Here is a 24,037-nt window from a genome sequence, read left to right on the forward strand (position 1 = left end):
GACTCACCTTAGTACAAAACAGATCATTCGCAACTTTAGCGACTAATGGGCGTTGCCCGGGTGAAAGCATGAGTACGTTGCGCGAATGGCGTGTTATTCCGGTTGTGACGCTGCTGGCCGCATTGGGCCTGGCAGGTTGTGATCAAAAAGCCCAACAGGGCTGGGGAGCGTCAGGCGCACCACGGGAGGTCGAGTCTGTTGCCGTCAAGACCGAGGCTTTCACCCTGATCAACGAACTGCCCGGCCGCATCGAGCCGGTTAGAGTCGCCCAGGTGCGCGCCCGGGTCGCGGGTATCGTGCTCAGTCGCAACTTCGTGGAAGGAGCCGATGTAAAGGCTGGCGACATCTTGTTCCAGATCGACCCTGCTCCGTTCAAGGCCGCCCTTTCCAAGGCCCAGGGTGATCTGGCCCGCACCGAGGCCACGCTGTTCGAGACCCAGGCCACCGTCAAACGCTATGAACCCCTGGTGAAAATCGAAGCAGTCAGCCAGCAGGACTACGACACCGCCAGGGCCGCACTGCAAAACGCCATTGCCGCAAAACGCTCGGCCCAGGCCGATGTCGAGACAGCAAGGCTGGACCTGGGTTATGCCACGGTCAAGGCGCCGATCTCCGGGCGTATCGGTCGTGCCACCGTCACCGAAGGTGCGCTGGTCGGCCAGGGCGAAACCACACTGATGGCGACCATCCAGCAACTGGACCCGGTGTATGCCGACTTCACCCAGCCGGTGGCCGATGCATTGCGCATGCGTACCGCAATCCAGAACGGCAGCCTGCCCAAGGGCGGTGAAGATGCCCTTTCCCTGAGCGTCGAAGGTACCGATTACCAGAGCCGTGGCACGCTGCTGTTCACCGACATCGAGGTAGACCGCACCACCAGTCAGGTTTCCCTGCGCGCCCGCTTCGCCAACCCCGAAGGCATATTGTTGCCAGGCATGTATGTGCGGGTTCGCACGCCACAGAGCACAAGCGATAACGCGATCCTGATTCCTCAGCGTGCCATCAAGCGTTCCAGCGACGGCGCAGCCCAGGTGCTGGTCATCGGCAAGGATGGAACGGTGGAAGCCAGACCGGTGAAAACCGGAGCGATGCAGGACTCGCGCTGGCAGATCACCGAAGGGTTGAGCGCAGGCGAGCAGATCATCGTCGGCAACATGACCGGCCTCAATCCTGGTGACAAGGTAGTCCCCAAATCGCAACCCGCTCAACAGCAGGCCAAGGCTCTGTAAGGCCGACTTCAGCGCGATCAAGGATAACCTTCTATGTCACTGTTCTTTATCAAGCGCCCCAACTTCGCGTGGGTCGTTGCCTTGTTCATCCTGCTGGCAGGCCTGATGGCGCTGCCGTCATTGCCGGTGGCGCAATACCCGGTCGTGGCTCCGCCGCAGATCACCGTGACTGCCACCTACCCGGGCGCCTCCGCCAAGGTGCTGGTGGACTCGGTCACCAGCGTCATCGAGGACGAACTCAACGGCGCCAAGGGGATGCTGTATTACGAGTCGACCAGCAACTCAACCGGTTCTGCCGAAATCAATGTGACCTTCAATCCGGGCACCAACCCGGACATGGCACAGGTCGAAGTACAGAACCGCATCAAGAAAGCCGAAGCACGCCTGCCGCAACCTGTCCTGAGCCAGGGCCTGCAAGTGGAACAGGCCAGCTCCGGTTTCCTGATGATTTTCACCCTGAGTTACAAGGGTGATTCAACCAACAAGGACACCGTTGCCCTGGCTGACTATGCAGCGCGTAACGTCAACAATGAAATCAGCCGCGTGGCCGGTGTCGGCAAGTTGCAGTTCTTTGCCGCCGAAGCCGCCATGCGCGTATGGATCGACCCGCAGAAGCTGGTGGGTTTCGGGCTGTCCATCGATGACGTGAACACCGCAATTCAGGGCCAGAACGTTCAGGTACCTGCCGGCAGCTTCGGCAGTACCCCCGGCTCGTCCCTGCAAGAGCTGACCGCGACGCTGGCGGTCAAGGGCACTCTGGATAATCCCGAGGAGTTCGGGCGCATCGTGTTGCGCGCCAATCAGGATGGCTCCACCGTGCATCTGTCCGATGTCGCACGCCTTGCCGTGGGCAGCCAGGATTACAACTTCGAGTCGCGCCTGAACGGCAAGCGTGCCGTAGCGGCTGCCATTCAGCTATCGCCGGGCGCCAACGCCATCGAGACGGTCAAGGCGGTCAAACAGCGCCTGACCGAGCTGTCGGTGAATTTCCCGGACGATGTCGAGTTTTCCGTTCCCTATGACACCTCGCTGTTCGTGGGTGTGGCCATCGACAAGGTGATCTACACCCTGATCGAAGCCATGGTGCTGGTGTTCCTGGTGATGTTCCTGTTCCTGCAGAACATCCGCTACACCCTGATCCCGACCATTGTGGTGCCAGTCTGTCTGGCCGGTACGCTGGCGATCATGTACCTGCTGGGCTTCTCGGTGAACATGATGACCATGTTCGGCATGGTACTGGCCATCGGTATTCTGGTGGACGACGCCATTGTGGTGGTGGAGAACGTCGAGCGGATCATGGCCGAAGAAGGCCTGTCCCCGGCGGCCGCGACGGTCAAGGCGATGGGTCAGGTGTCAGGCGCGATTCTGGGCATCACCCTGGTGCTGGCTGCGGTGTTCCTGCCGCTGGCCTTCATGGGCGGTTCGGTGGGCGTGATCTACCAGCAGTTCTCGCTGTCGCTGGCGGTGTCGATCCTGTTCTCGGGCTTCCTGGCCCTGACGTTCACACCCGCACTGTGTGCCACTCTGCTCAAGCCGATCCCGGCCGGGCATCACGAGAAGCGCGGTTTCTTCGGTGGCTTCAACCGTCTGTTCAACAAGCTGACCCACCGCTACGAGCGCCTGAGTTCAAGCATGCTCAAACGTGCGGGCCGTTACATGCTGCTGTATGTGGGCATCGTCGGTCTGCTGGGCTTTTTCTATCTGCGTCTGCCGGAATCCTTCGTGCCAGTTGAAGACCAGGGCTACCTGATCGTCGACGTGCAACTACCGCCCGGCGCGACCCGTGCGCGCACCGATGAAACTGCGCAACTGTTGGAAAAATACCTGATGTCCCGGGAGAGCAACGACGCGGTGACGATGCTGCTGGGCTTCAGCTTCTCCGGCATGGGCGAAAACGCCGGCCTGGCTTTCCCGACCCTGAAGGACTGGTCCGAACGCGGCAAGGGGCAGTCGGCCGCCGACGAAGCAGCAGCATTCAACCAGCATTTCGCCGGCCTGAGCGACGGTACGGTCATGGCCGTTACACCACCGCCAATCGAAGGCCTTGGCACGTCGGGCGGTTTTGCCCTGCGCCTGCAAGACCGTGCAGGTCTGGGCCGCGAAGCCCTATTGGCAGCACGTAATGAATTGCTGGGCAAGGCCAATGGCAACCCGAAAATCCTCTACGCCATGATGGAAGGCCTGGCCGAAGCACCACAACTGCGTCTGAATATCGACCGGGAAAAAGCCCGCGCCCTGGGGGTGAGTTTCGAGTCGATCAACAATGCCCTGTCCACGGCATTTGGCTCCTCGGTCATCAGTGACTTTGCCAACGCCGGCAGACAGCAACGAGTCGTGGTTCAGGCCGATCAGGACTCGCGGATGACACCGGAAAGCGTTCTGAAACTCCATGTTCCCAACAGCAGCGGCACACTGGTTCCACTGGCTGCGTTCGTCACCACTCACTGGGAGGAAGGCCCGGTGCAGATCGCCCGCTACAATGGCTATCCGGCGTTCAAGATCTCGGGTGATGCCCCGCCGGGTGTCAGCACTGGCGAGGCGATGGCCGAGATCGAGCGGATTGTCTCCGAGTTGCCACCGGGCATTGGCTATGAGTGGACCGGCCTCTCCTATCAGGAGAAAGTAGCCAGCGGCCAGGCAACGGTGTTGTTCGCCCTGGCGTTGGTGGTGGTGTTCCTGTTGCTGGTTGCGCTTTATGAAAGCTGGGCGATCCCGCTGGTGGTGATGCTGATCGTACCGGTCGGCGCCTTGGGTGCAGTGCTGGCTGTAACGGCGGTCGACATGCCTAACGATGTGTACTTCAAGGTTGGTCTGATCACCATCATCGGTCTGGCAGCGAAGAACGCGATTCTGATCGTCGAGTTCGCCAAGGAGCTGTGGGAACAGGGGCATTCCCTGCGCGATTCGGCTCTCCAGGCAGCACGCCTGCGCTTCCGCCCGATCGTCATGACCTCGCTGGCCTTTATCCTGGGTGTCGTCCCGCTGACCATCGCTACCGGTGCCGGCGCTGCCAGCCAGCGAGCCATCGGTACAGGCGTGATTGGCGGCATGCTCAGTGCGACCCTGCTGGGCGTGATTCTGGTGCCGATCTTCTTTGTCTGGGTGCTGTCGGTATTACGCCGCAAGCCCAATGCAATCAAGTAGGAGAGAATCGGGCGGCGCTCCGCTCATTCGCGAATGAATTCGCTACGGATTATTTCTTGCCGTGATCTGTGACCAGGCCGGGCTGACGTCGAGGAGGAACTTCGACGCCATGCTCACCTGGTTCTTGCCCTGTGACTTGGCCGAATACAGCGCCCGGTCGGCCAGTTCGATCAACCCTTCCTGATTCACCGGCTCATTGCGCTGCGCAAGCGTTGCAACCCCCAGGCTGATGGTCACGATGTTGAAGGGGCTCGATATATGCTCGATGCATTGAGTGCGGATGCGCTCCAGAATCGCCTCGGCGACCGCGCTGGCACCCGCCTCGTCAGTATCGGGAATGACCACCGCAAACTCCTCACCGCCATAGCGGGCCGCCATGTCTCCAGGGCGTCTTATGCATTGCTCGATGATCCGGCTGATGGTCTTAAGACACTCATCACCCGCCAGATGGCCGTAATGGTCGTTATAGAGTTTGAAGTAATCCACATCGATAAGGATCAGCGACAAGGCACGCCGCTCGCGCTTGGCACGCTTGAATTCGATATCCAGAAACTGATCGAAGCGCCTGCGGTTGGCCAACCCCGTCAGTTTGTCCTGAGAGGCAAGAAGTTCCAGGCTCTGGTTCAGCTCGATCAGCGCGGCCTGGGAAACCAGCAGTTCGCTTTCGGCCCGTATGCGGCGATGGATGTGGCCAATCAGGCGAATCCCCAATCCAACCAGCAACCCCAATAGCACCAGCACCACCACAATCGACTGCCGGGCCTGGCTCCACCAGATTTCCATGGCCTCGTTGCGCCCTACCGCCACCGTGGTCACCAACGGGTAATATTCGCTCCTCTTGAATGCATAGAGACGATCCACACCATCCACATTGGAAATGAACTCGGCCGTACCGGACAGGCTCTTCCGGGTCATGGCAAAAATCGGTGCCGAGGACAGATCGCGATTGATATCAGCCTCTCGGAAGGGGTACCTGACCAACAGCCGTCCCTGTGCCGAACTCAAGCTGATGACCCCGGTGTGCCCGACATCAATATTGGAGTAGAACTTGAGCAAATGATCGATGCTGATGGTGATCAGCATGACGCCGGCAAAACCTGAGTCAGGATTGTCGATTCGCCGGCTGATCGAAACCAGCCAAGCCCCCGTGACACGACTTTGAAAAGCCGGGCCGATGAATACACCTCGGTCGCGGTTATTCTTGTGGTACATGAAGAACTCGCGATCTTCGCCCCCCATCCTGGGGATATGCCGGTTGCTCAGGAAGACCCCGTTGCCCTCTGCGTCATACAACACCACGCTGTTCAACGCTTTCAGCGTTGCCATTTCCTGGGCAACCACCGACCTCAGGCGGTCGATCTGCTTTTCGCCGACACCCTCTTTCTCGACCCTTTCGATAAGGCCGACCAGCATCAACTCACTCTGCCTGAACATGCCCTCGGTGTAGTTGCTCAGGGCACTGGTGAGGTTGACGGTATTGGTTTCGATACTCACCAGCGTATTCTGGCGAACCGTCACTATCTGCCATACCGTCAGTAACACGACGCACAGGCACACAACAAAAATCAGCAATGAGGCAAGACGAAGATCACTCTTCAAAGGCAGCCTCCAAGGCAGGTTGAAAACATGTTCGACGTACACGGATTCATCATTGAACCTGCGCACTCATGATGTGTACCAACCCTGTACCATTCTTTTGCCATCATTTCCAAGATTTGCTCGCATCCCTAGTCCATATTCCTTATTGAAACAGTAGACGTGTTCCGGCCTTGAACGGAAAAAGCTTTGGGCCTCATACGAAAAAAATTGGCGGCCAGATCATGAGCTTAGCTCTGAAAAAGCTCGCACAAGCCTGACACAGAAGCTTTCGCTGGGTATTCTGGCCGGCTTGGCCCAATGGATATGAAACCGTCATGAAGAAAACCCTGAGCACCTTGCTTGCCGCTTCGGCAATCCTGCTTGCAGCCCACTCTGTACAGGCTCACCAGATCTGGTTCGAGCAGGCCCCGGACCGCAGCATGACGTTCTACTACGGCGAATATGACAGCAACATGCTGGAAGTCACACCCGGCGGCATGGATCGCTTCAAGGCCCTGGAAGCTCAGTGGACAAGCGCCTCAGGTACGGTCCCGCTGAAGATGAAACTCGAACGCGACCATTTCTCGGTCGCTCAGAAGCCAGGCAAGAATGATTCATTGCTGGCCGTCGACAAGCAGTACCCGATCTTTCAGGTCAAGGACGAAGGCAAGACCGTCAGCGCCTACTGGACACCAGCCACCCGCTGGGTCAGCGACTTTCGTGTACGCGAGCCCGAACTGGACCTGGATATCGTGCCGACAGGCGTCGTAAAGGGCGATGAAGTGGAGTTTCAGGTCTTTCACCTGCAAGACCCGTTGGGCAATGTTCCCGTGACCCTGTCTTCGGGCTCCGGCTGGGTGCGGCTGGCCAATACAGATGGCGAAGGCAAGGTCAGCTTCAAGCTGCCCTGGAAAGGCACTTATGTGCTGGGTATCGAATACCGCGATCGCTCGGCGGGTGGAGAACGTGTCGGCCTTGATGGCAACAAGGAAAAATACGACATCCTGGCCTATAGCTCGTCGCTCTCCTTCCACAAGAATACAGGCCTGGCACCTCTGCCCCGAGCCGACTCAAGCCTGCCAGCGTCTGAAATCGCTCGCCTGAACAAAAAGTGATTGATGGAGCCTTGTCATGAAAGCTGTTTTCCAGACCCTGCTGGCCGCGACCTGCGCCCTGCTCATGAGCCAGGCCAGTGCCCATGGTGTCCCCCAGCCACAGCACGGTGGCCTGATCGAGGATGCCGGGCTGGTCGCCATTGAAATGGTTGCTGAGGGCGATACGGTCGATCTGTACCTGACCGACCATGATGAGCCCGTCAGTGCAGAGAATGTCACCGGGGTACTCACCATCACCACCCGCCACAAACGGGTTAAAACCGACATCGTCGCGCTCAGCGGCAATCAACTGCAAAGCAAGGGCGTGAGTTACCAGTCGGGCTCACGGATCAGCGCCCTGCTGACCCTGGCGGACGGCAAGACCAAGGTCAGCGCCCGGTTCAAGGTTCCGTGATGGTTTGAAGGTGGCTTTGTGGGTGATCGGTGTTACTTAAACTAACGAAAATGCCCTGCTTGCAGGGCATTTCTTACAGACCCGTCCCTATCATCCGCACGAAGTTTCCTAGAAAATCTCATCCCCTTGCGTGGGTGTTTTTGGCTCTCTAGGCTGTGCCGGTCACTGCTCATCAGTGATCGGGTTTAGCAGCCTGCATAGCTCAACCACGCAAGAGTCACGCCTATATGGCGGCTTTGCGTGGGGCACCTTCGGGTGCGCCGGTTTTGGTTGAGTTACCGGTCTGCTAACCCGCGTCAAAGTCGCCACCCTCTGTCATTTAGCAGTGAGTGAAAGGTGGCCCGATATAGGTAACTCGACCGTGAAAAAAGTAACCCCCGACCCACCTGTTCCTTCCCTCGAAGAATCCCTGCTGCACATCTCCGAACTGCTGCGTTGCGCAGCCGCCACCGCCTACGAATCCGGCGACAGCCTCAATGGCCCCAAACGTGATCTAGCTTTTTCAGTTGTGCACTTGATTGGCATGGCCAGAGCTGAGCTTGATCGATCGTTGGAGCGAGTGGAGCTGCGTTGAAGCTGGAGTGACTGTGTGGGGCCGGATTGGGTGGTGCTCTGCTTATCCGGTCCTACGAAAAAAATGTTTTCCGGTCAGTACAGCAAAGCTTTAAAGACACCGAAACAATGCCCGGCAAGGCTGGGGTAAGAGAGCAAAGACTGAAAGTGTGATCAGGAACGAAGAATATCCTTGTCCAGCCCATGTCCTGAATACTGGTTGATACATCGTCGCATCTATCATCAGCCCGCTATTCGGCGGTCCCATACCCCGGAATGGTCAGGACACTCAATGGAATCAGGGAGAGATGGATGTACCTCAATCAAAAGTCCAGTCGCTGTATCTTGCTGGCAGGCGCGTTGGTAATTGGCTGTGCACTTCGTTTTTGCAGGGCAAGTAGCATGCCTTGGCACCGATGAACCCTCTGCAACGATTCGCCTCAAGGCTGGAAATGGCGCGAGACTGGATGCCATGACATTCAGCGACAATGGATGCTAGGAGGGTTACACCATCCTGCCCTCTGACAGCGACTAAATCGAATCTCGGGTTGCCGTGAACGGAACTGATCCTGATCTAGTGGCAGACCGTAGGAGACAGCGTTTGCAAGATACCGTTCTCTTTTACGCCCGAGGACGGTGCCACCTATACCTTGACCCAAGGCTTCTGGAGCAAGCCCCAGGCAGGCATTCTTCAGATCTTCAACCGCGAGCAACATTTCTGCTGCATAGGCGTCATCAAGAAAGTCGGCGACCAGAAAAACATTGACCCCATTCAACAACTGAAAATCAAGATCGGGTTCGCATGCCTGAAGTTCGTTCAATAGAAACACCGCACGGTATCCGCTACGAGTTGGTTGAACCATTCCGAGTGGATACCGCCCTTGGCGGAGGGCAGCTAGCGGCCCAAAGCGGTCAGTGGCAAAAGCAGAGATCGGCCAAAAGTTGTGAGCTGGATGCGTCTTTAAAATTAGGAGCGATTTCACCCGGCTTGCTGTTTCTGTTAGAGAAACCTGATTGTGAGGAGTGCACGTCATAGAGCTGTTTGGGCTGGCTCGGTGCACATCGTCGGCTGGTACCCCGTTACTGCAAGCGTCAACAATTTTCTCGGCGGTGGTCACTATGGTTTACTGGGGACTATGCCCACGAAACGACCTATTGCACAATCTCCAGCAATGAGCGAATCTCATGGACGAGAAAGTGGCACTTTGCTACCTTGTTTGAGCATATGTAGCTTTAAAAGGAATTATAATGCTAATCCCCATCTCTGAAATCTTAAGTAATGATGATCATTATGCATTCAAGGCAAGCTGTGAAAATGCCCTAGAGTACCAGTTAAAAAAAGTGCTGCATCTCACCAAGAAAGTCGAGAAAGGGTTAGATGACCAAGCAAACGGTCCCTACTTCTACGTCACTGATGAGAAGTTTTCCTATAACCTAGATGCACTTATTCATAACCTCTCAATACTTACGGAGTACTACCATGGATGGGTGGTATTTTCCTATATCGGAACGAACTCTCAGGGGAAGACCAAGTATATACCGCTAAAGAAAGATGAGAAGCTCAGTGCTGAAATCGATAAAATATTCAAGTTGAATTCTATTGGGGTTCTGAATTCGCCTAAAAAATACCGTGGTGACTTCTATGAAGACTGCAAAAAAGCTTTTTTGAAGGCTTATGATTTCCTGTTTATTGGGAAATTCTATGAAATTTACGTACTAAATAACTATTTAAAACACAATACTGTAGCCATGTCATATGCGCCCAAAGCGATGCTCGGAAACCGAGAAATATCCATTCCGTACGTATATATAGGAAAGCCTAATGATCGTCTTTTGAACACGTCGGTTTTCAAAAGTCTAATTGATCACGAGTTTGATGAGTACGGGAAAATGTCTAGCATTAAAGATGATTACTTTGTAAGTATTATCAATGCAACAGCTCGACCGGTGTGCAGCCTTGGCGGTTACAAAGTGTATAACATTAATGGCTTGGACTACCTGAAGGGCGGCTTAAGCGTTGGGCTGTCAATGGAGTCTATCGTGGAAGTGGCCCACGAACTAGTTTCGAATATAGCTAGGATTTTCATTGAAAGTTCGAGCACTAATCCAGGTCGTGGGATAAAGCTAAATCGATTGGTTGCTGAAATCACTGCACGTCCGCCAAAAACGCTGGCCAAGCTGGTAAATGTATAAAAATGACCGAGTGAAGCACTGATCTTTAGCGAGCAACGTATATGACGTTGGATTGGTATGCCCGGAATATATCGCCGTGTGTGGCCCAATGTCCGCTTCTGGCCGATATCTGCCGGTTGGCAAGAATTGGCCAGATCAATACGCCTCCACCCCTGGCTAAATTCGCGAAGCGGTCTATGGCGTACGAAACCCGCTAAGCAGAATTGCGCCATAGGCTACTAATTAAAAATTGATCTGACCACATTAACTAATCGCCTCTGGGGTCCGAGCAAATCGACACATGCTCTGTAGACGCTTGCCGGGACGAACAGTTTATGAAGTAAGCTAATAAACACGCGCCCAAGCTTTACGTCATATCTCTCGCAGGATCTGCGGCCAGTTCGTCGAGCACAGAGTAAACTTGTTCGAGATCGTCGCTGTATGAGGCCGTGTAATTAATCGTATACACGTATCTCTCTTGCACAAGCGCATTCGCTTGTCGAATGACGGCTTGGTGACGAGCCCAGTAGCTCCCCAGGGCCCGCGCATTAAACCCTCCCACCAATCCTGACTTGGTCGGAATAAAACCAACCTGATCGCTGTCTGTGAAGAACGAATTGCTCAGATTGGCCAGGCAATGATCAGTGAAGTGATATGCGTTTTCCTGCTGAAGCTCTGGGTTGAAGCAGAATTCAAATACATAGTCATTCATCAATCTGGCTATCTCTGCTGCATCGCCTGTCCCTTGAGCGTCGTAGAACCCGCAACCAATTCCTGAGCCGGTAGGGCCCAAGGTGTTGCTGAGTTGGTAAATCACGAAAGATTTGATACTGGAGCGTATTGATGCAACACGCTCCGCCAGGGAGCGCGATTGAGTTTCGTCAGCGTTTGGAGAATCACCTGCGGCTACCAAGCTCCCGGTTGTTCCAAGGAACTCTCTGTCAGGAGTATCGTTGACATCGTCATAGAAATTACGCTCTTGATCGATGTAAGTGTACTTAAACAGCGCAAACACCTGTTGAGACAATGCACGCATACCTAGTCGCGCAAGTGCATCCACGTAGCCGGTAGTGGGCGCGGTAGGATCCTCATGTTGCACGAGTGCTGACTGAAGGTTGTGCAGTTGCCCTTGTCGATCGGCAGAGCATTGAAGCCGAAAGAGCATCAGATCGTTCCAGCCAAGCACTCCGCGTTCAGTGCTTGCGAGTCTGCCAATTATGTCTTTTCCCTCATAGCCGTGATCGCCAAAAATCCGAGATGCAATTTCTCGAATATTTTCCGGAATGTTGTGACGCCGAACTGCGGATCTGCCCCATCCAGCTCGGTCGAGAAGGTGTAATAGGGAGTAAATTGATCGTTGACGGAGAGAGGCCATGCTGTCCGTCAACGATGAATACTTAGGAATGAAATCGATCAACATATTGATCGCATCGTCGGCGACAGCTTGGCTAAGATCATAGGATTTATTGATCAGCAGCCTCCAAAATTGATCATGGGGATGCTCGCCTTGCTCTAGCTTAAAATCAGACGACGCTAGGAGGGCAGCGATGCTCTCGCCATTTCGAACTTTGTCTACTGCTTGGGAATACAAAATGTAGGTTTTTTGGGGTTCGGGTGCAGCGAATCGAACGATAAGTTTTAGGTAGTTTTCCAAATTTCTATATAAGCCACTGTTGAAGCAGGCACGTGTAGCCAATGTCGCTTCATCGACATCCATGCGCACTGAAAGCTCTAGAGTCCTGACGTTGAAAAGCTGATTCAGGAGGAACTGGGCAAGGCTTGGCTGGCTGTTAACCACGCTCGAAAACGCCTCTGAGTTTTGAAACTCCCGTTCTCCAGGTGCTTTGTGGAGAGAAAAGACTCCTGAGCGTCGCTCAGTTTCTTCTGCATAGATCGTTCTGAAGAGCCCTGGATAATGGAGATGAATCAGTATGAGGTTGATAAGATCGCGTTTGTTAAAGTCTGTCCGCGCAAGGTCGCTGCGTTCAAGCTGCATGATCAGCATGGCGTTGAAAAAACGTTTTACTTTACGCAAATTTCCAACGAGCGGCAGATAGGCTGGTGCCAAGCTTCCGTCAAGAATTTTCCCCAGCTCTCCGAGTACTGCTCCAAGTTTGAACATGGTGTCAGCAGGGATAGAGCCCAGCTCGCTTCCCTCGCCCTGCCAGTCGCGCTCTAAGTAATTTTTGATGCTTGAGCTGTCGACAAAAAGGCTCAGCTTGACAGTGACAAATTTCTCAAGAAATTCCCTTGCTCTCGTTCCTTCCTCCTGCGCACCGGCTAGTATTTCAGTGTCGTAGCACAAGATATATGTAGCCCGCGACAGTCTAAAAGTTCGCCTTGTAGCAAATAACACAGAGTTGACGGTTTTCGCGTCAAGTCGATCGAGGTCATCGATCACGATGATTACCCGTCTATCGATGCGACGAAGAACCTCATCTATGTCCTCCAGCAGCTCATCCAAGGTTTCTTGCGACGGTTCAAGAGAAAGCTTGAAGCCGAGGAAGGAAAAGTCGGCTTTGCCTTTGAGCAAGCGGGAGTATCGGGAGGCAGCTGGTCGAAATTCAGGGGCGAATACTTCCCGCTGAATTGCGGCTGAGAGGTCTTTTATCAGCCGATCCGCAAGGTCTGGTTCCGAGGCATAGCGCAACGGTTCAAATCGACAGACTATCACTTTATCTGGAGCTTGCGTCCAGTAGCGCTCAGCGAGATTGATGAAACTGGTTTTGCCTACGCCCCATGGGCCGTCCACTCCAAAGACTAGTCCCGTGTGAGCACCGCTGGCGAGCACTGTCCTTGCAAAAGATTCAGCTTGTGGTTCGGTTGTGAGCGAGTCCTCTTCCTTACGATTTACCTCTGTATCGGAAAGGAAGTACAGCTGGGGTAGCGCCCTAGCTCTAGGCCGGTACTGTTGCACCAGTGGAGACAGCAGCATTGCACTGAAAAAAAGGAGCAAGGTCGGCGCCCAGTTTGGGTCCGCCGCAGCAACAGCCGTGTGAATTTTTGTGAACCAGGGCGATACGAGTTCATCAACCCAAACTCCAAGGATGAACGTGAGTAAGAGGTCTACTCGGGCGCTGATTACCATCCGTGTTACAAGGCTGCACGCCCCACGAGCGAAGATGTAGATCAGACATAGCGTCAATCCAGCAGCAATACCTGTAATCACGAAGCAAGAGGCTATGCCTTGCATTTTAGGTGCGAAATTTTTCCCAAGAGAAAATGCAACACGCCAGACCTCTGCCGCAATAAAACCAGCAGCTAGAAACCTTCCAAACACCAGTAACTCAGGCGTCTTCATCACAGTTTTTGCAGATGGCACTTCTCATTCCCCATGCTAGGTTTTCGCTCGCCGATGTGCCGTCTCTTCATGCTCATGCTTCTATGGAGCGGTTTTCAGAAACGAGAGTGTCATCCTGCCATGCCCGTTGGCTCATCCGTCTGAGTTGGAATGAGAATCCGGCTCCCTTTCTTGATCGCTGCGTCCACCTGAATGCCTAACTCGCCACCGGAGGCTCGGTCTACTGAAACGCCGTCCAGCTGAAGACTTAAGACATTCCGAGTTTCGTATACGTCGTTTTTTAGGATATACAGCTTGCTGCCAACAGACACCGTTGCTTCATACAGTTGCAAAATAACCACGCGGCCGTTTTGGAAAACTTCGTCGACGACGCCGATCTCGGTCAGCTCCGGCGGTGCGATTTTCACATGCCCGAACCCCAGCAGCTGGTTTCGAACATCGTCCTTGGTAATCAATCCGCGAAGGATATCGAAATAGGCGTTGTAGAGTTGATACGTCGTAATCAGCCCCCGCTTGTCCAGCAGCGCGTCTTTTATCTGGTTTGGAGTAAAAGGCGGGTTTATCCGCTGCTTGGGAGAAACGTATCGTTGGTGGTTCACGATGTACAGGGCTGATACGTCCCACGCTTTTCTTTCCTCTTGGCGTCGATTCTTAATCTTGGAGATCTGAGCGCATTCCTTGTCTTTGGACGTTCCGCCGATGCCTTTGACTTCTACCACCAAGAGGCCAGGCTCCAGTTCAATTTGAATATCTTCCTCCAGCGTATCTTCGCTGTGCTCATCCATGGCTTTTGCGGAGGAGTAGCCCAGCCAGACAAAATATTCGCGTACAGCTTCTACTAACTCGTCTCCCGTTCCTGAAAGCATCACACGAAGGAAGCTGAATTCACTTTTCAGATTTGCAATAGCGGTATCATTCTCAGCGACATCAGTTATGTACTTTGCTTCAATCGCTGCACGTTGTTCACGAATCTCCTCTTCGCCGGGGAGTGGATGAGAGCCGTCGTCCAGCCATGCAAACATGCCGTTGTACGGAAAAACGTCTGGAAACACCCCCGCAAGGTTGTCAAAGAATTCAACCAGAAATTCTGCTTTGCGCACCAACTGCGGAAGGACGAAGACGGCACCTTCATCAACAAACATCGCGTACCCAACGATTTCATCCCCTGCATTGGCCAGAATAGGAACAAATCGTTCATCCGGCTTGCTGTTCCCGTTCCTCCAGACCATGGGATGGGGAAAGGTTACTTCGTAGTGTGCGCCTTTGAGGTACTTGCCGATAAATGAGTGGAATCGTGTCTCTTCTTTATGCAGTTCAATTGTTTTTCCAAATTTGTTCTTGAACTCTTTTATTCCACTGCAAAGGCGTAAGGTTTCGCAGTCGAATTGATCAACTACGCTTGCGCCATGTATTCCAATTTCAGCAACGTCGTAATGGATTTTTTCATTTTCAGCTGCGAAAATTACAATAACGGATTGCTTCTTGAGAACATCCTCTATTTCAGTAGAAAATCTGGTTGCTCCGAATCCCTTCGAGTTGAAAACTTGCTCTGGATAGGAACTAATCAGCGCATATGCTGTTTTACCGGTGGTGTTTTTCAACTCGGCGCGTGCTTCAGACTCGTCTATGCCGTCGGTCTTCGCCAAGTCAACCACGACCACGTGAAATTCGTGAAGATTGGAAGGCAGCATTACCAATGGGCGGAGGTAGGTCTGCATACCCGCTCTGTTTTTGGGTGTCTTTACATCGCCGCCCAGAGTGGCTGTCGTGCAATCGTAGAGTTTCTGGGTTAGCAGAGCCGAGACGTCGATTGCGGTGTCAATCAGGCAGACTTTTGGAACAGCGTTCAATGCAGGTTGCGTCAGTGGCAGCGATGTGACATCTGGCATGGGCTGGATACCTTGCGTAGCGTTTCTTTTGGCCATCCTTTTTAATCTTCCAAGAAACTTGAGCATTTCGTTGTCCGTATGGCATCAAACACGGAAAGGCGACTCGCCATTTCCACGGCACTCAACCCAAAGGGTAATGTGAGTTTGACATCAATAGCAATGGCCACTCTCCAAGCCGATATGGTGCCCAAAAAAAAGAAGCCAGCCGACCGCTTCCGGCCGATTTCTGCCAATCGCAATTCGCAGCATCCACCCCAAAACCACACTTGGCCAACAACAATATTCAGCAAACATTGACCCAGGAAACCCACTGCCCTAAAACTGCCTACCCTAAGCATCTGAAGAATTCAGGGCTATTGCACCGGCTACAAACACAGGGAAAGTAGTAATGAAATTCAGCAAGACGCAGGTTGCCCTCAATAGCCTGATGCGCCTTCTGCAGGTGCTGTTGGGTGTGGCGGGCTGGGTGGGCGCAGGGTTGATTCTCGGGCTGCATCTACATTCCGACTTCCAACCATTTTTGTCGATGATCCTGGCGTCGGGGTTAGGTGTCATTGCAGCGGTCGTGCATGAGGGTGGTCATTACCTGGGCGCCAGATTGCATGGTATGCAGGTGTTGATGATGCGTGTAGCAGCCGTAGAGATTCAGGTGCGTCGCCGAAACTGGCAGATTCGCTGGTCGCCACAGCTCAAGGGACGTAGCTTGGGTGGTTACGTAATGGCGGTACCCAATCTTCAGGTTCCGCTGCGTCAGCAGATGCTATGGATAGTGTTGATGGGCCCCATGACCAACCTGCTTATGGGTCTGGCCGCAGGTGGACTTGGCTGGTTCACTGAGGGGCTGATGTCAGCATTCTTCCTGGCGTTTGCCCTGCTTAATCTGGGCATGGCATTGGCTAATCTGGTGCCGACCTCACGTATTCTGCCTAGCGACGGTAAGCTTCTTATCATCTGGTGGCAGCACCGCGACGACAAGCGTGCCGATTTGGCCCAGACGCGCTTACTGGCAATGTCAGTGGCAGGAGTCGCCTACGAGCAACTACCGGATTCCGACATTGCACAGTTGTCTCAAGGAGCCATGCCTCAACCCTTGATTGCCCTCAGCTACCGTCTCAGTGCCTTGCTGAATCAGGGTGACTTTCAGGCGGCAGCGCAACTGGAAGAGCATCTTGAGGCGATGTTGCAAGATCATGTGCAGTCACTTGAGGGGATGGGCACGCTGATCACTTTGTTGCGCGCTGAGTTCGCTTTCGTCCGCGCCTATCTAGAACAGGACGCCAGGTACTTGTGGAATGACTGGACGAACAGAGACCTTGACTGGCATTGCCCTTGGCTTCGCCAACGCTGTGCAGCTCTACGGGAGTTTTTGCAGGGGGACCTGCAACAGGCTGAACGCTATTTGCAGCAGGCGCTGGCAACTGCAGACAACAGCATCTTACCTACGACACGCCACAGCGAAGCACTTATGGCAGACAGTTTGCGGGCATTATCAGCAGCGGTACAAAGCAAGGGTCTCGAACCCGAGCGCGAGCCATATCCACGCCTTCAGCAGGCACCCCATTAGTCTGGTGGTATGCCAGCAAAAAAGCCGATGCCATTCCAAAAGCCAAAAGCATCGGCCATGCCTCAACAGCTCAAAGCCCCACTATTCTCACTCGTCACTATCTGCAAAGGCACATGAACACAATGCCGCTTTGGATCAAAGGCTGGTGCCTCCTGCAACTCGACCAGCAACCGGATCAGGGAAGTGCCGATTAGCAGTGGCTGCGAATCGATGACCAGGCTGACCACGCCCTGCTCAAGGGCCTGACACGACAGGGGCGTCGACTCCAGCAGGATGCTGCAGATCGACGGCCGCTCGGGCAGTTGAGCCAGCGCCTTGATGATGCCATCTCCCCCGCCTCCGACTACGCACAGGCCGCGCAGGTCGTCATGGCGGGCCAGCAGGTCAAGCGTGGCCTCCTCGGTGATGTCGTCGTTATCCATGTTCACCAACGCTTCCAGCATGCGCAACTGCGGTGCATGTTCTGTCAGGTAGCTGCGCAGGCCATCGACACGGGCCTGATGTCCCAGAAAGCGATGCCCGCCCATCAATACACCGACACAACCTTCGCGGGCACCCCCGAAGTGCGCGACCAGCCAGCCCATGGTACGCCCGACCTGGTGATTGTCCTGCCCGACATAAGGCCCTTGCCGGGTGTCGTGAAAGTCCGACAGCAAGGCCACGACAGGCACGCCGGCAGCGCGTATCTGCGTGATGGTCTGGTTGATCAGCGGATGGGCAAAGCTGACCACGCCAAGGCCGTCGTACTTCACCGCCAGTTGTTCGATCTGCCCGGCAATGACAGCCGGTGTGCGGTCGGTGATGTACTCGAAGTGGCACGTGAGATTCGCATCGGGCCAGGCCCGCGCCGCCTCATTGATGGCGGCGGCAAGATTGGCGTAGAACGCCTGGGCCGTCCCCAGCAACAGGATGCCGAAACGGTAGTGAGGACGACGTTCACGAATTCGCTGGCCAATCAGCCGGGCAGCGAAATAACCGACCGACTCGGCCGCTTGCAGCACCTGCTCGGCCGTTTGCGGGCTGACCGGTGCCCTGTCGTTGAGCACCCGGTCCACGGTGGCGACACTCAACCCGGCACGCTCGGCCACTGTGGCAATCGTAGGACGTTTCTTGTTATTCATGTTTGATCCCTTGATAGAAAACTATCATTCCGCTCCGGGGCTGGATGATAGCTTGATAGAGAATGAATTCAAGGGATTGAGTGACTTACTGCAACTGCCTACTCTTTTCTCCAGCGATGCAATCAAACAAACATCGCGGCAAGTTCCAACAATAAACATGCTTGCGGAGAATAATAAAATGCCTGAACACGATTCAGCCTTTGAACAGGATATTCAATACAAGCGCCGGGATTATCGACTGACCGGTCCAGAGGCAGCACGTGCCGCGCAAAAAGGTCTGGTCTCGGCCACCTGGTATCAATGCCCTGTCCCTCGCAAGCGCATGAAGGAATTGATGCAACGCAGCGATGGTCCGGCCCTGCGTGATACCGCGCTGTGGTTTCTGACACTGGGGCTGTCCGGTTGGGGTGGCTACTGGTTCTGGGGAAGCTGGGCGTGCGTGCCGTTTTTCATTGTCTATGGCGTGCTGTATGGCACAGCCTCCAATGCCCGCTGGCATGAAACCGGCCACGGCACGGCCTTCAAGACCCGCTGGATGAACGATGTCGTCTATCACATTGCCAGTTTCATGTGCATCTTCGAGCCCCATGTCTGGCGCTGGAGCCATGCCCGTCATCACACCGACACCATCATCGTCGGCCGGGACCCGGAGATCGTCGAACCACGTCCGCCCAGTCTGTTGAAGATGTTTCTGAACCTGCTCAGCCTGCCCCGCGCCCTGGAAACCTTTCGCGGTGTCCTGCGCCATGCCCAGGGCCATGCGAGTGATGAAGAACGGGATTTCATCCCTGAATCCGAGCTGCCCAAGGTCTTTCGTGCGGCGCGGATCTGGCTGGTGATCTATGCCCTGACCATCATGGCAGCACTCTATCTGCACAGTTGGCTGCCGTTGATGTTTATCGGTCTACCGTCACTTTATGGCGGCTGGCTTTCCTATCTTTTCGGTATTACGCAACATGTAGGGCTGGCCGAAGATACATTGGACCACCGCACTAACTGCCGAACCATTTATATGAACCCTGTGCTTCGGTTCCTCTACATGAACATGAACTATCACCTGGAACATCACATGTTTCCCATGGTGCCTTATCACGCCCTGGCCCAACTTCATGCCGAAATAGTCGACGATTGTCCGCCGCCCTATCGCAGCCTGTTCGAGGCTTTCAGGGAGATCCTTCCAACGGTCTGGAAACAGCGCAAGGACCCGACCTACTTCGTTCGCCGCCCGTTGCAACCACGCCGGGAAAGCAGTGAACAGGCACTTGCCGAGTCCTGAACGGCCCCTCGCTGGATCCCACGAAAAACAACAAGAGAGTTTGCCATGACCGACCAATGGATCGACGTATGCGCTGTGGACGACATAGACGAAGAAGATGTCATTCGTTTCGACCATGCCCAGCGCACCTATGCGGTTTACCGCTCTGCCGACAGTGAGTTCTTCGCCACCGACGGCCTGTGCTCCCATGAGGCCATTCACCTGGCCGACGGGCTGGTGATGGCGCATGTGATCGAGTGCCCCAAACACAATGGACGCTTCGATTACCGCTCTGGCCAGGCCTTGGGGGCTCCGGTCTGCGTCAATCTCAAGACCTATCAGGTCCGGGTCGAAGCGGGACGTGTCCTGCTCGGCCTCACCTCATGAAAGGGGGAATCGCCATGCCTGCTCATGACGCTCCACTGGTGATCATCGGCGCCGGGCATGCCGGTGGCCGTGCGGCCCTGACTCTGCGGGCCGAGGGTTACAGCGGTCGTCTGGTGCTGATCGGTGATGAAAGGCACCTGCCCTACGAGCGTCCGCCACTGTCCAAGGAGTTGCTCAAGGGTACGATGGACCTTGCTGCATGCAGCCTCTGCGATGAGGCCCGGCTGGCCGAACTGAGCATCGAGCATCTGTCGGGCAACCCGGTAACAGCACTGGACCCGTCCCGTCATCACCTGCAACTGGCCGACGGCAACTGGCTGGATTATGCCCGCCTGTTGATTGCCACCGGTGGCCGGGCACGGCAGTTGCCCATTACTGTGCAGCAGCCCGCCAACCTGCTTTACCTTCGGACCCATGACGAAGCCATTGCCTTGCGAACGTCGCTCAAGCCGGGAACTCGTCTGGTGGTGATCGGTGGCGGCTTCATCGGCCTGGAGGTCGCGGCCACTGCCCGAGCCCTGGATTGCCAGGTGACCTTGCTGGAGGCCGGGCCGCGTCTGGCGGGTCGAGTCCTGCCAGGGCCTGTTTCCGCCGCCCTGCTGGCACTGCATGTACGCAACCGCGTGAACGTACGTCTGAATGCAGCCATTGAAACCTTGCAGGGCGCGCCCCGTGTAGAGGCCGTGCAACTGGTCAACGGCGAGCAGTTTGCCTGTGACCTGGTGGTCGCAGGTATTGGCATGCAACCCAATATCGAGCTGGCCAGAGCAGCAGGTCTTGAGGTCGGGCAAGGCATTCGTGTCGATGAACAATTGCGTACCAGCGCCCCGGATATCTTTGCCGCCGGGGATGTCTGCGAGTTCCGCCTGCACCCCGAGGGTGACTTTCAACGTCAGGAAACCTGGCGCAATGCCGAAGCCCAAGGGCGACATGCAGCCTTGAATATGCTGGGTGCCGGGCAGCCATTCAACGATGTACCCGGCTTCTGGAGCGATCAGTACGATTGGGGGCTGCAAACCGTGGGGCAGGTTTCAAATAGCGAGCCTGATGCCACACGTGTCACCTCGGCGGACGGCTTCGTGCTGTTTTACCTCGACCCGCAGCAACGCCTGATCGGCGCCTGCGGCTGGGGACCGGGTAACAGCGTCGCCAAGGACATCAAGCTTTGCGAACGGCTGATCGGCAGTCAGATCAGCCTGGATGCGGGGCAACTGGCCAATCCCGATATGCCACTCAAGCAACTGCTGAGGAGCTGACATGCGTGAATTCCTGATCTTTCAGTCACTCTGGGCAATGCTCGATCATCAGGGGCAATGCGACCTCTCTCTTGAGGCGCAACTGGAGAAAATCGCGGCGGCAGGGTTTGACGGCATCACCGATCACTTCTGGGTCCCCGGGCATGTGAAGCGGCTAGCCTCTGCTGCCAACGCTCAGGGCTTGCAGATCGAAGGCCAGTTGTTTCCGCGTACCGTGGACGATCTGGCCAGAGCCATCGATGTGATTTCACCTTACGGCTGCCACCACCTCACCCTGCAAGCGGATGCGCAACCACGGACATTGCACCAGGCCATCGACCTGATAGAGGGCTGGCAGCGACTGGCCGAGCAGGCAGCGTTTCCGATCCTGCTGGAAACCCATCGCTATCGCATCACCAGCGACTTGTTGTTCACCCTGGATATCCTCGCCGAGATGCCGGACCTCAAGCTCCTGGCCGATCTGTCCCATTACGTCGTGGGTCGGGAACTGCCCGTGCCTGCGGCCTCGCAAGACGAAGAGCATTTGCAGACCATTCTGCGCCATAGCTGGGGTTTTCATGGCCGGGTCGCCAACAGTGAACAGGTGCAAATACCCATCACCTTTGCCCAGCATCGGCCCTGGCTGGACTACTTTCTCAAGCTCTGGCGCTACGGCATCGAGGACTGGCTGAACCGCCCGCTCGGCGAAACCGGCAGCCTGTCATTTACCTGCGAACTCGGCCCGCCGCCCTATGCAATCACCGGCCCGGACGGACGTGATATCACCGACCGTTGGGCCGAGGCGCTGTTGCTCAAACAACTGATCGGCGAGGTCTGGAAAGAATGTCAGGCTAGCCGGCGCCAGTACTCTTCTCGCGTTTCATCTGCACCACCAGTGTGAAGCGGTCATCCGGGTGAATGGTTTCGGACACCACCATCAAGGCCCCTGAATCGTCTCGATACTGGCGAATGATCTTCAGGCCGGGCGAGCCCGTCTCGGCATTGAGGCTCCTGGCGATTTCCGGGGTCAGGAGCACCGCTCGCACCTGCTGGTCCACCACGTCGATATGGCGACCGAAATGCTGCTCGATCAGTGCCGCGATCAGTTCGTCGGGGTGCTGCTCGGCCAGTTCGATCACGGCCGAGTAGCCATCCTGCGCGTAGACATCCGTCCAGCACAAAGGCGCATTGATGTTCTGCTGGTCGACCCGAATGCTCGACACGCAAAAGTAGTGTTCCCCCGGCTCAAGCCCCAGACGCCGGGCTTCGGCGATATCCGCAACGAAATGACGAACGTTCTGGATGCTGCGCACCTGCGTCTCGGCCAGATGAACCAGATCCGACACCGATGCCAATGAATGCGAGTAGCCGCCTCTCGGCGAGCTGGCTTCGACCCGCGTCCCCACCCGCTTGCGTCGTGATACCAGGCCCTGATTCTGCAACTGGGTGATGGCCGCACGCACGGTATGGCGGCTCACGTCATAAAGCTCACATAACTCGAACTCGGTGGGTAGCAGGCTCCCCACCGGGTAGCGGCCGCTGGCAATGCCCTCCAGCAGGTCCTTTGCAACAACCGCATAGCGCGTCTGGTTCATACCTTTCATCAGTCCCGGTCTTTCTGCGAGTTGACAGTGTATCAGCGAGCGGGCAAGAATTATGTACGGACATTTATAATATGTCCGACCAATAACAACATATCAGGTATCTCTTCATGTCCAGCACCGTCTTCGACTCCGCCCTCTTTCGCGATATGTTCGGCACCGCCGAGATGCGCGCCGTGTTTTCCGACAAAGCCCTGATCGAACGCTATATCGAGGTCGAAGTTGCCCTCGCTCGTGCAGAAGCCCGTTGTGGCGTGATCCCCGCCAAGGCGGCCGAGCAGATCGCCGAACTGGCCACTTACTCGTCGCTGGATCTGGCGCTCATGCAGCACGAAACCGAAATCGTCGGTTACCCGATCCTGCCTCTGGTCGAACAACTGTCCAAAACCTGCGGCGAAGCCGGACGCTATGTGCATTGGGGCGCGACCACCCAGGACATCATGGACACCGCTGTGGTGTTGCAGGTACGCGCAGCCCTGGCCATCGTCGAACGTGATATCCAGAGCGTGCGCAACCTGCTGGCCGGTCTGGCCCAGCGTTATCGCGATACCCCGATGGCTGGCCGGACTCACTTGCAACATGCCCTGCCGATCACCTTCGGCTACAAATGCGCCGTCTGGCTGAGCATGTTCGACCGCCATGCCGAGCGTCTGGTGGAACTGCGCCCGCGGGTGGAAATCGGTCAGTTCGCAGGGGCCGCAGGCACCCTGGCCTCGCTGGGCGACAAGGGCCTGGAAGTGCAGGAAGCCTTGATGGCCGAGCTGGGCCTTGGCGTCCCTCAGGCGACCTGGCATGTCGCTCGTGACGGGCTGGCCGAAACCTTGAACTTTCTTGGGCTGGTCACCGGCTCTCTGGGCAAGATCGCGCTGGACATCATGATGATGATGACCAGCGAACTGGGCGAAGTGTACGAACCCTTCGTCAAGGGACGTGGTGCCAGCAGCACCATGCCGCAGAAACGCAACCCGATTTCCTGCGAGCTGATGTATGCCGCCGCCAAGGGTGTACGCCAGCAGGCAGGCCTGATGCTCGACGCCATGATTCAGGATTTCGAGCGCTCCACCGGCCCATGGCAGGCCGAATGGATCGCCATTCCCGAAGCCTTCGCCTTGAGCGCCGCGTCCCTGGGCCAGGCGACCTTCATGCTCGCCGGGCTTGAAGTACGCCCCGAGCGCATGCGCAAGAACCTGGACATGACCCAAGGCCTGATCGTGGCCGAAGCGGTGATGATGGGACTGGCTCCGGCATTGGGTCGCCAGGTCGCCCATGACGTGGTGTATACCGCCTGCCGCATGGCCAACGATCAGGGCATCAGCCTGCTCGACGCCCTTCTCGCCCAAGGCGAAGCCACCGCACAACTGGACATCGAGGAGCTCAAGCGTCTGACCGATCCGGCCAACTATCTGGGCCTGGCCCCGCAGATGGTCGATATCGCCCTGGCCCGAGAGGGCTCTGTCAAACGCTGATCCTCCGAAGGCCCGGTCAAGGCCGGGTCATTGC

At 55.8% G+C, this 24,037-nt stretch carries 18 protein-coding genes; 12 read left to right on the forward strand and 6 right to left on the reverse strand.

The genetic code is table 11. The features are described 5' to 3' along the window. Positions 1-68 precede the first annotated feature (68 nt). On the forward strand, positions 69-1,229 hold the full coding sequence (locus JL015_RS04280; RefSeq protein ID WP_201001910.1) for an efflux RND transporter periplasmic adaptor subunit: 1,161 nt from the start codon (positions 69-71) through the stop codon (positions 1,227-1,229). Positions 1,230-1,262: 33 nt separating this feature from the next. Then, positions 1,263-4,373, forward strand: a complete 3,111-nt coding sequence (locus tag JL015_RS04285; RefSeq protein WP_201017568.1) for an efflux RND transporter permease subunit — start codon at positions 1,263-1,265, stop codon at positions 4,371-4,373. Between the two features lie 42 nt (positions 4,374-4,415). Here JL015_RS04285 and JL015_RS04290 read toward each other — a convergent pair whose 3' ends face one another. Then, a complete protein-coding gene (locus JL015_RS04290; RefSeq protein WP_201017569.1) occupies positions 4,416-5,972 on the reverse strand; it encodes a sensor domain-containing diguanylate cyclase in 1,557 nt (518 codons plus the stop codon). Positions 5,973-6,286: 314 nt separating this feature from the next. On the opposite strand from JL015_RS04290, the gene JL015_RS04295 reads away from it, so the two are divergent. From JL015_RS04295 to JL015_RS04305, 3 genes are all read left to right on the forward strand, one after another. Further along, positions 6,287-7,066 (forward strand): DUF4198 domain-containing protein, encoded by a 780-nt coding sequence (locus JL015_RS04295; protein WP_201017570.1) that lies wholly within the window; start codon positions 6,287-6,289, stop codon positions 7,064-7,066. 16 nt (positions 7,067-7,082) lie between these two features. Beyond that, on the forward strand, positions 7,083-7,460 hold the full coding sequence (locus JL015_RS04300) for a hypothetical protein (RefSeq protein WP_201017571.1): 378 nt from the start codon (positions 7,083-7,085) through the stop codon (positions 7,458-7,460). A 361-nt stretch (positions 7,461-7,821) separates the two neighbouring features. Further along, positions 7,822-8,034, forward strand: a complete 213-nt coding sequence (locus JL015_RS04305) for a DUF6124 family protein (RefSeq protein WP_122321251.1) — start codon at positions 7,822-7,824, stop codon at positions 8,032-8,034. Positions 8,035-8,491: 457 nt separating this feature from the next. Here the strand turns inward: JL015_RS04305 and JL015_RS04310 are convergent, their stop codons facing one another. Continuing rightward, positions 8,492-8,833 carry a hypothetical protein gene (locus tag JL015_RS04310; RefSeq protein ID WP_201017572.1) on the reverse strand — a complete coding sequence of 114 codons (342 nt, stop codon included), beginning with the start codon at positions 8,831-8,833 and terminating at the stop codon, positions 8,492-8,494. A 427-nt stretch (positions 8,834-9,260) separates the two neighbouring features. On the opposite strand from JL015_RS04310, the gene JL015_RS04315 reads away from it, so the two are divergent. Continuing rightward, positions 9,261-10,205: a hypothetical protein gene (locus JL015_RS04315; RefSeq protein ID WP_201017573.1), complete on the forward strand. Its 945-nt coding sequence runs from the start codon at positions 9,261-9,263 to the stop codon at positions 10,203-10,205. A 346-nt stretch (positions 10,206-10,551) separates the two neighbouring features. Here JL015_RS04315 and JL015_RS04320 read toward each other — a convergent pair whose 3' ends face one another. Together JL015_RS04320 and JL015_RS04325 are read right to left on the reverse strand one after the other, a co-directional pair. Then, the gene (locus JL015_RS04320) at positions 10,552-13,506 is read right to left on the reverse strand and encodes a KAP family NTPase (protein WP_201017574.1); all 2,955 of its coding nucleotides are present in this window, start codon (positions 13,504-13,506) and stop codon (positions 10,552-10,554) included. A gap of 89 nt (positions 13,507-13,595) precedes the next feature. Then, positions 13,596-15,440 carry a hypothetical protein gene (locus JL015_RS04325; protein WP_201017575.1) on the reverse strand — a complete coding sequence of 615 codons (1,845 nt, stop codon included), beginning with the start codon at positions 15,438-15,440 and terminating at the stop codon, positions 13,596-13,598. A gap of 322 nt (positions 15,441-15,762) precedes the next feature. Between JL015_RS04325 and JL015_RS04330 the strand changes: the two genes are divergently transcribed. Then, positions 15,763-16,938 carry a M50 family metallopeptidase gene (locus JL015_RS04330; protein ID WP_201017576.1) on the forward strand — a complete coding sequence of 392 codons (1,176 nt, stop codon included), beginning with the start codon at positions 15,763-15,765 and terminating at the stop codon, positions 16,936-16,938. Positions 16,939-17,000: 62 nt separating this feature from the next. Here the strand turns inward: JL015_RS04330 and JL015_RS04335 are convergent, their stop codons facing one another. Further along, entirely contained in the window at positions 17,001-18,059 is a 1,059-nt protein-coding gene (locus tag JL015_RS04335; protein ID WP_201017577.1) for a LacI family DNA-binding transcriptional regulator, read from the reverse strand. A gap of 178 nt (positions 18,060-18,237) precedes the next feature. Here JL015_RS04335 and JL015_RS04340 point away from each other — a divergent pair, with 178 nt between their 5' ends. The 4 genes from JL015_RS04340 to JL015_RS04355 are packed head-to-tail and all read left to right on the forward strand — an operon-like array spanning position 18,238 to position 21,837. Beyond that, positions 18,238-19,335: a fatty acid desaturase family protein gene (locus JL015_RS04340; protein ID WP_122321239.1), complete on the forward strand. Its 1,098-nt coding sequence runs from the start codon at positions 18,238-18,240 to the stop codon at positions 19,333-19,335. Between the two features lie 45 nt (positions 19,336-19,380). Beyond that, positions 19,381-19,701 carry a MocE family 2Fe-2S type ferredoxin gene (locus tag JL015_RS04345; protein ID WP_122321237.1) on the forward strand — a complete coding sequence of 107 codons (321 nt, stop codon included), beginning with the start codon at positions 19,381-19,383 and terminating at the stop codon, positions 19,699-19,701. Between the two features lie 14 nt (positions 19,702-19,715). Continuing rightward, positions 19,716-20,957, forward strand: a complete 1,242-nt coding sequence (locus JL015_RS04350) for an NAD(P)/FAD-dependent oxidoreductase (protein ID WP_201017578.1) — start codon at positions 19,716-19,718, stop codon at positions 20,955-20,957. Position 20,958: 1 nt separating this feature from the next. Then, complete coding sequence (locus tag JL015_RS04355) at positions 20,959-21,837, forward strand: sugar phosphate isomerase/epimerase family protein (protein ID WP_201017579.1); 879 nt, start codon at positions 20,959-20,961, stop codon at positions 21,835-21,837. On the opposite strand, the gene JL015_RS04360 is transcribed toward JL015_RS04355, so the two are convergent. Then, complete coding sequence (locus tag JL015_RS04360) at positions 21,788-22,531, reverse strand: GntR family transcriptional regulator (protein WP_122321295.1); 744 nt, start codon at positions 22,529-22,531, stop codon at positions 21,788-21,790. The genes JL015_RS04355 and JL015_RS04360 overlap by 50 nt on opposite strands. Positions 22,532-22,647: 116 nt before the next feature. Between JL015_RS04360 and JL015_RS04365 the strand changes: the two genes are divergently transcribed. After that, positions 22,648-24,003: a class-II fumarase/aspartase family protein gene (locus JL015_RS04365; protein ID WP_122321231.1), complete on the forward strand. Its 1,356-nt coding sequence runs from the start codon at positions 22,648-22,650 to the stop codon at positions 24,001-24,003. The last annotated feature ends 34 nt before the right edge of the window (positions 24,004-24,037 follow it).

Origin of the sequence: Pseudomonas cichorii, assembly GCF_015471405.1 — a bacterium.
GTDB classification, from domain to species: domain Bacteria; phylum Pseudomonadota; class Gammaproteobacteria; order Pseudomonadales; family Pseudomonadaceae; genus Aquipseudomonas; species Aquipseudomonas serbiensis.

Bases quoted from the DNA above. Each gene is read 5' to 3' on its own strand.
- JL015_RS04280 (WP_201001910.1), top strand. From the start codon at position 69: ATGAGTACGTTGCGCGAATGGCGTGTTATTCCGGTTGTGACGCTGCTG.
- JL015_RS04285 (WP_201017568.1), top strand. From the start codon at position 1,263: ATGTCACTGTTCTTTATCAAGCGCCCCAACTTCGCGTGGGTCGTTGCC.
- JL015_RS04295 (WP_201017570.1), top strand. From the start codon at position 6,287: ATGAAGAAAACCCTGAGCACCTTGCTTGCCGCTTCGGCAATCCTGCTT.
- JL015_RS04300 (WP_201017571.1), top strand. From the start codon at position 7,083: ATGAAAGCTGTTTTCCAGACCCTGCTGGCCGCGACCTGCGCCCTGCTC.
- JL015_RS04315 (WP_201017573.1), top strand. From the start codon at position 9,261: ATGCTAATCCCCATCTCTGAAATCTTAAGTAATGATGATCATTATGCA.
- JL015_RS04325 (WP_201017575.1), bottom strand. From the start codon at position 15,440: ATGCTCAAGTTTCTTGGAAGATTAAAAAGGATGGCCAAAAGAAACGCT.
- JL015_RS04330 (WP_201017576.1), top strand. From the start codon at position 15,763: ATGAAATTCAGCAAGACGCAGGTTGCCCTCAATAGCCTGATGCGCCTT.
- JL015_RS04335 (WP_201017577.1), bottom strand. From the start codon at position 18,059: ATGAATAACAAGAAACGTCCTACGATTGCCACAGTGGCCGAGCGTGCC.
- JL015_RS04340 (WP_122321239.1), top strand. From the start codon at position 18,238: ATGCCTGAACACGATTCAGCCTTTGAACAGGATATTCAATACAAGCGC.
- JL015_RS04345 (WP_122321237.1), top strand. From the start codon at position 19,381: ATGACCGACCAATGGATCGACGTATGCGCTGTGGACGACATAGACGAA.
- JL015_RS04350 (WP_201017578.1), top strand. From the start codon at position 19,716: ATGCCTGCTCATGACGCTCCACTGGTGATCATCGGCGCCGGGCATGCC.
- JL015_RS04355 (WP_201017579.1), top strand. From the start codon at position 20,959: ATGCGTGAATTCCTGATCTTTCAGTCACTCTGGGCAATGCTCGATCAT.
- JL015_RS04360 (WP_122321295.1), bottom strand. From the start codon at position 22,531: ATGAACCAGACGCGCTATGCGGTTGTTGCAAAGGACCTGCTGGAGGGC.
- JL015_RS04365 (WP_122321231.1), top strand. From the start codon at position 22,648: ATGTCCAGCACCGTCTTCGACTCCGCCCTCTTTCGCGATATGTTCGGC.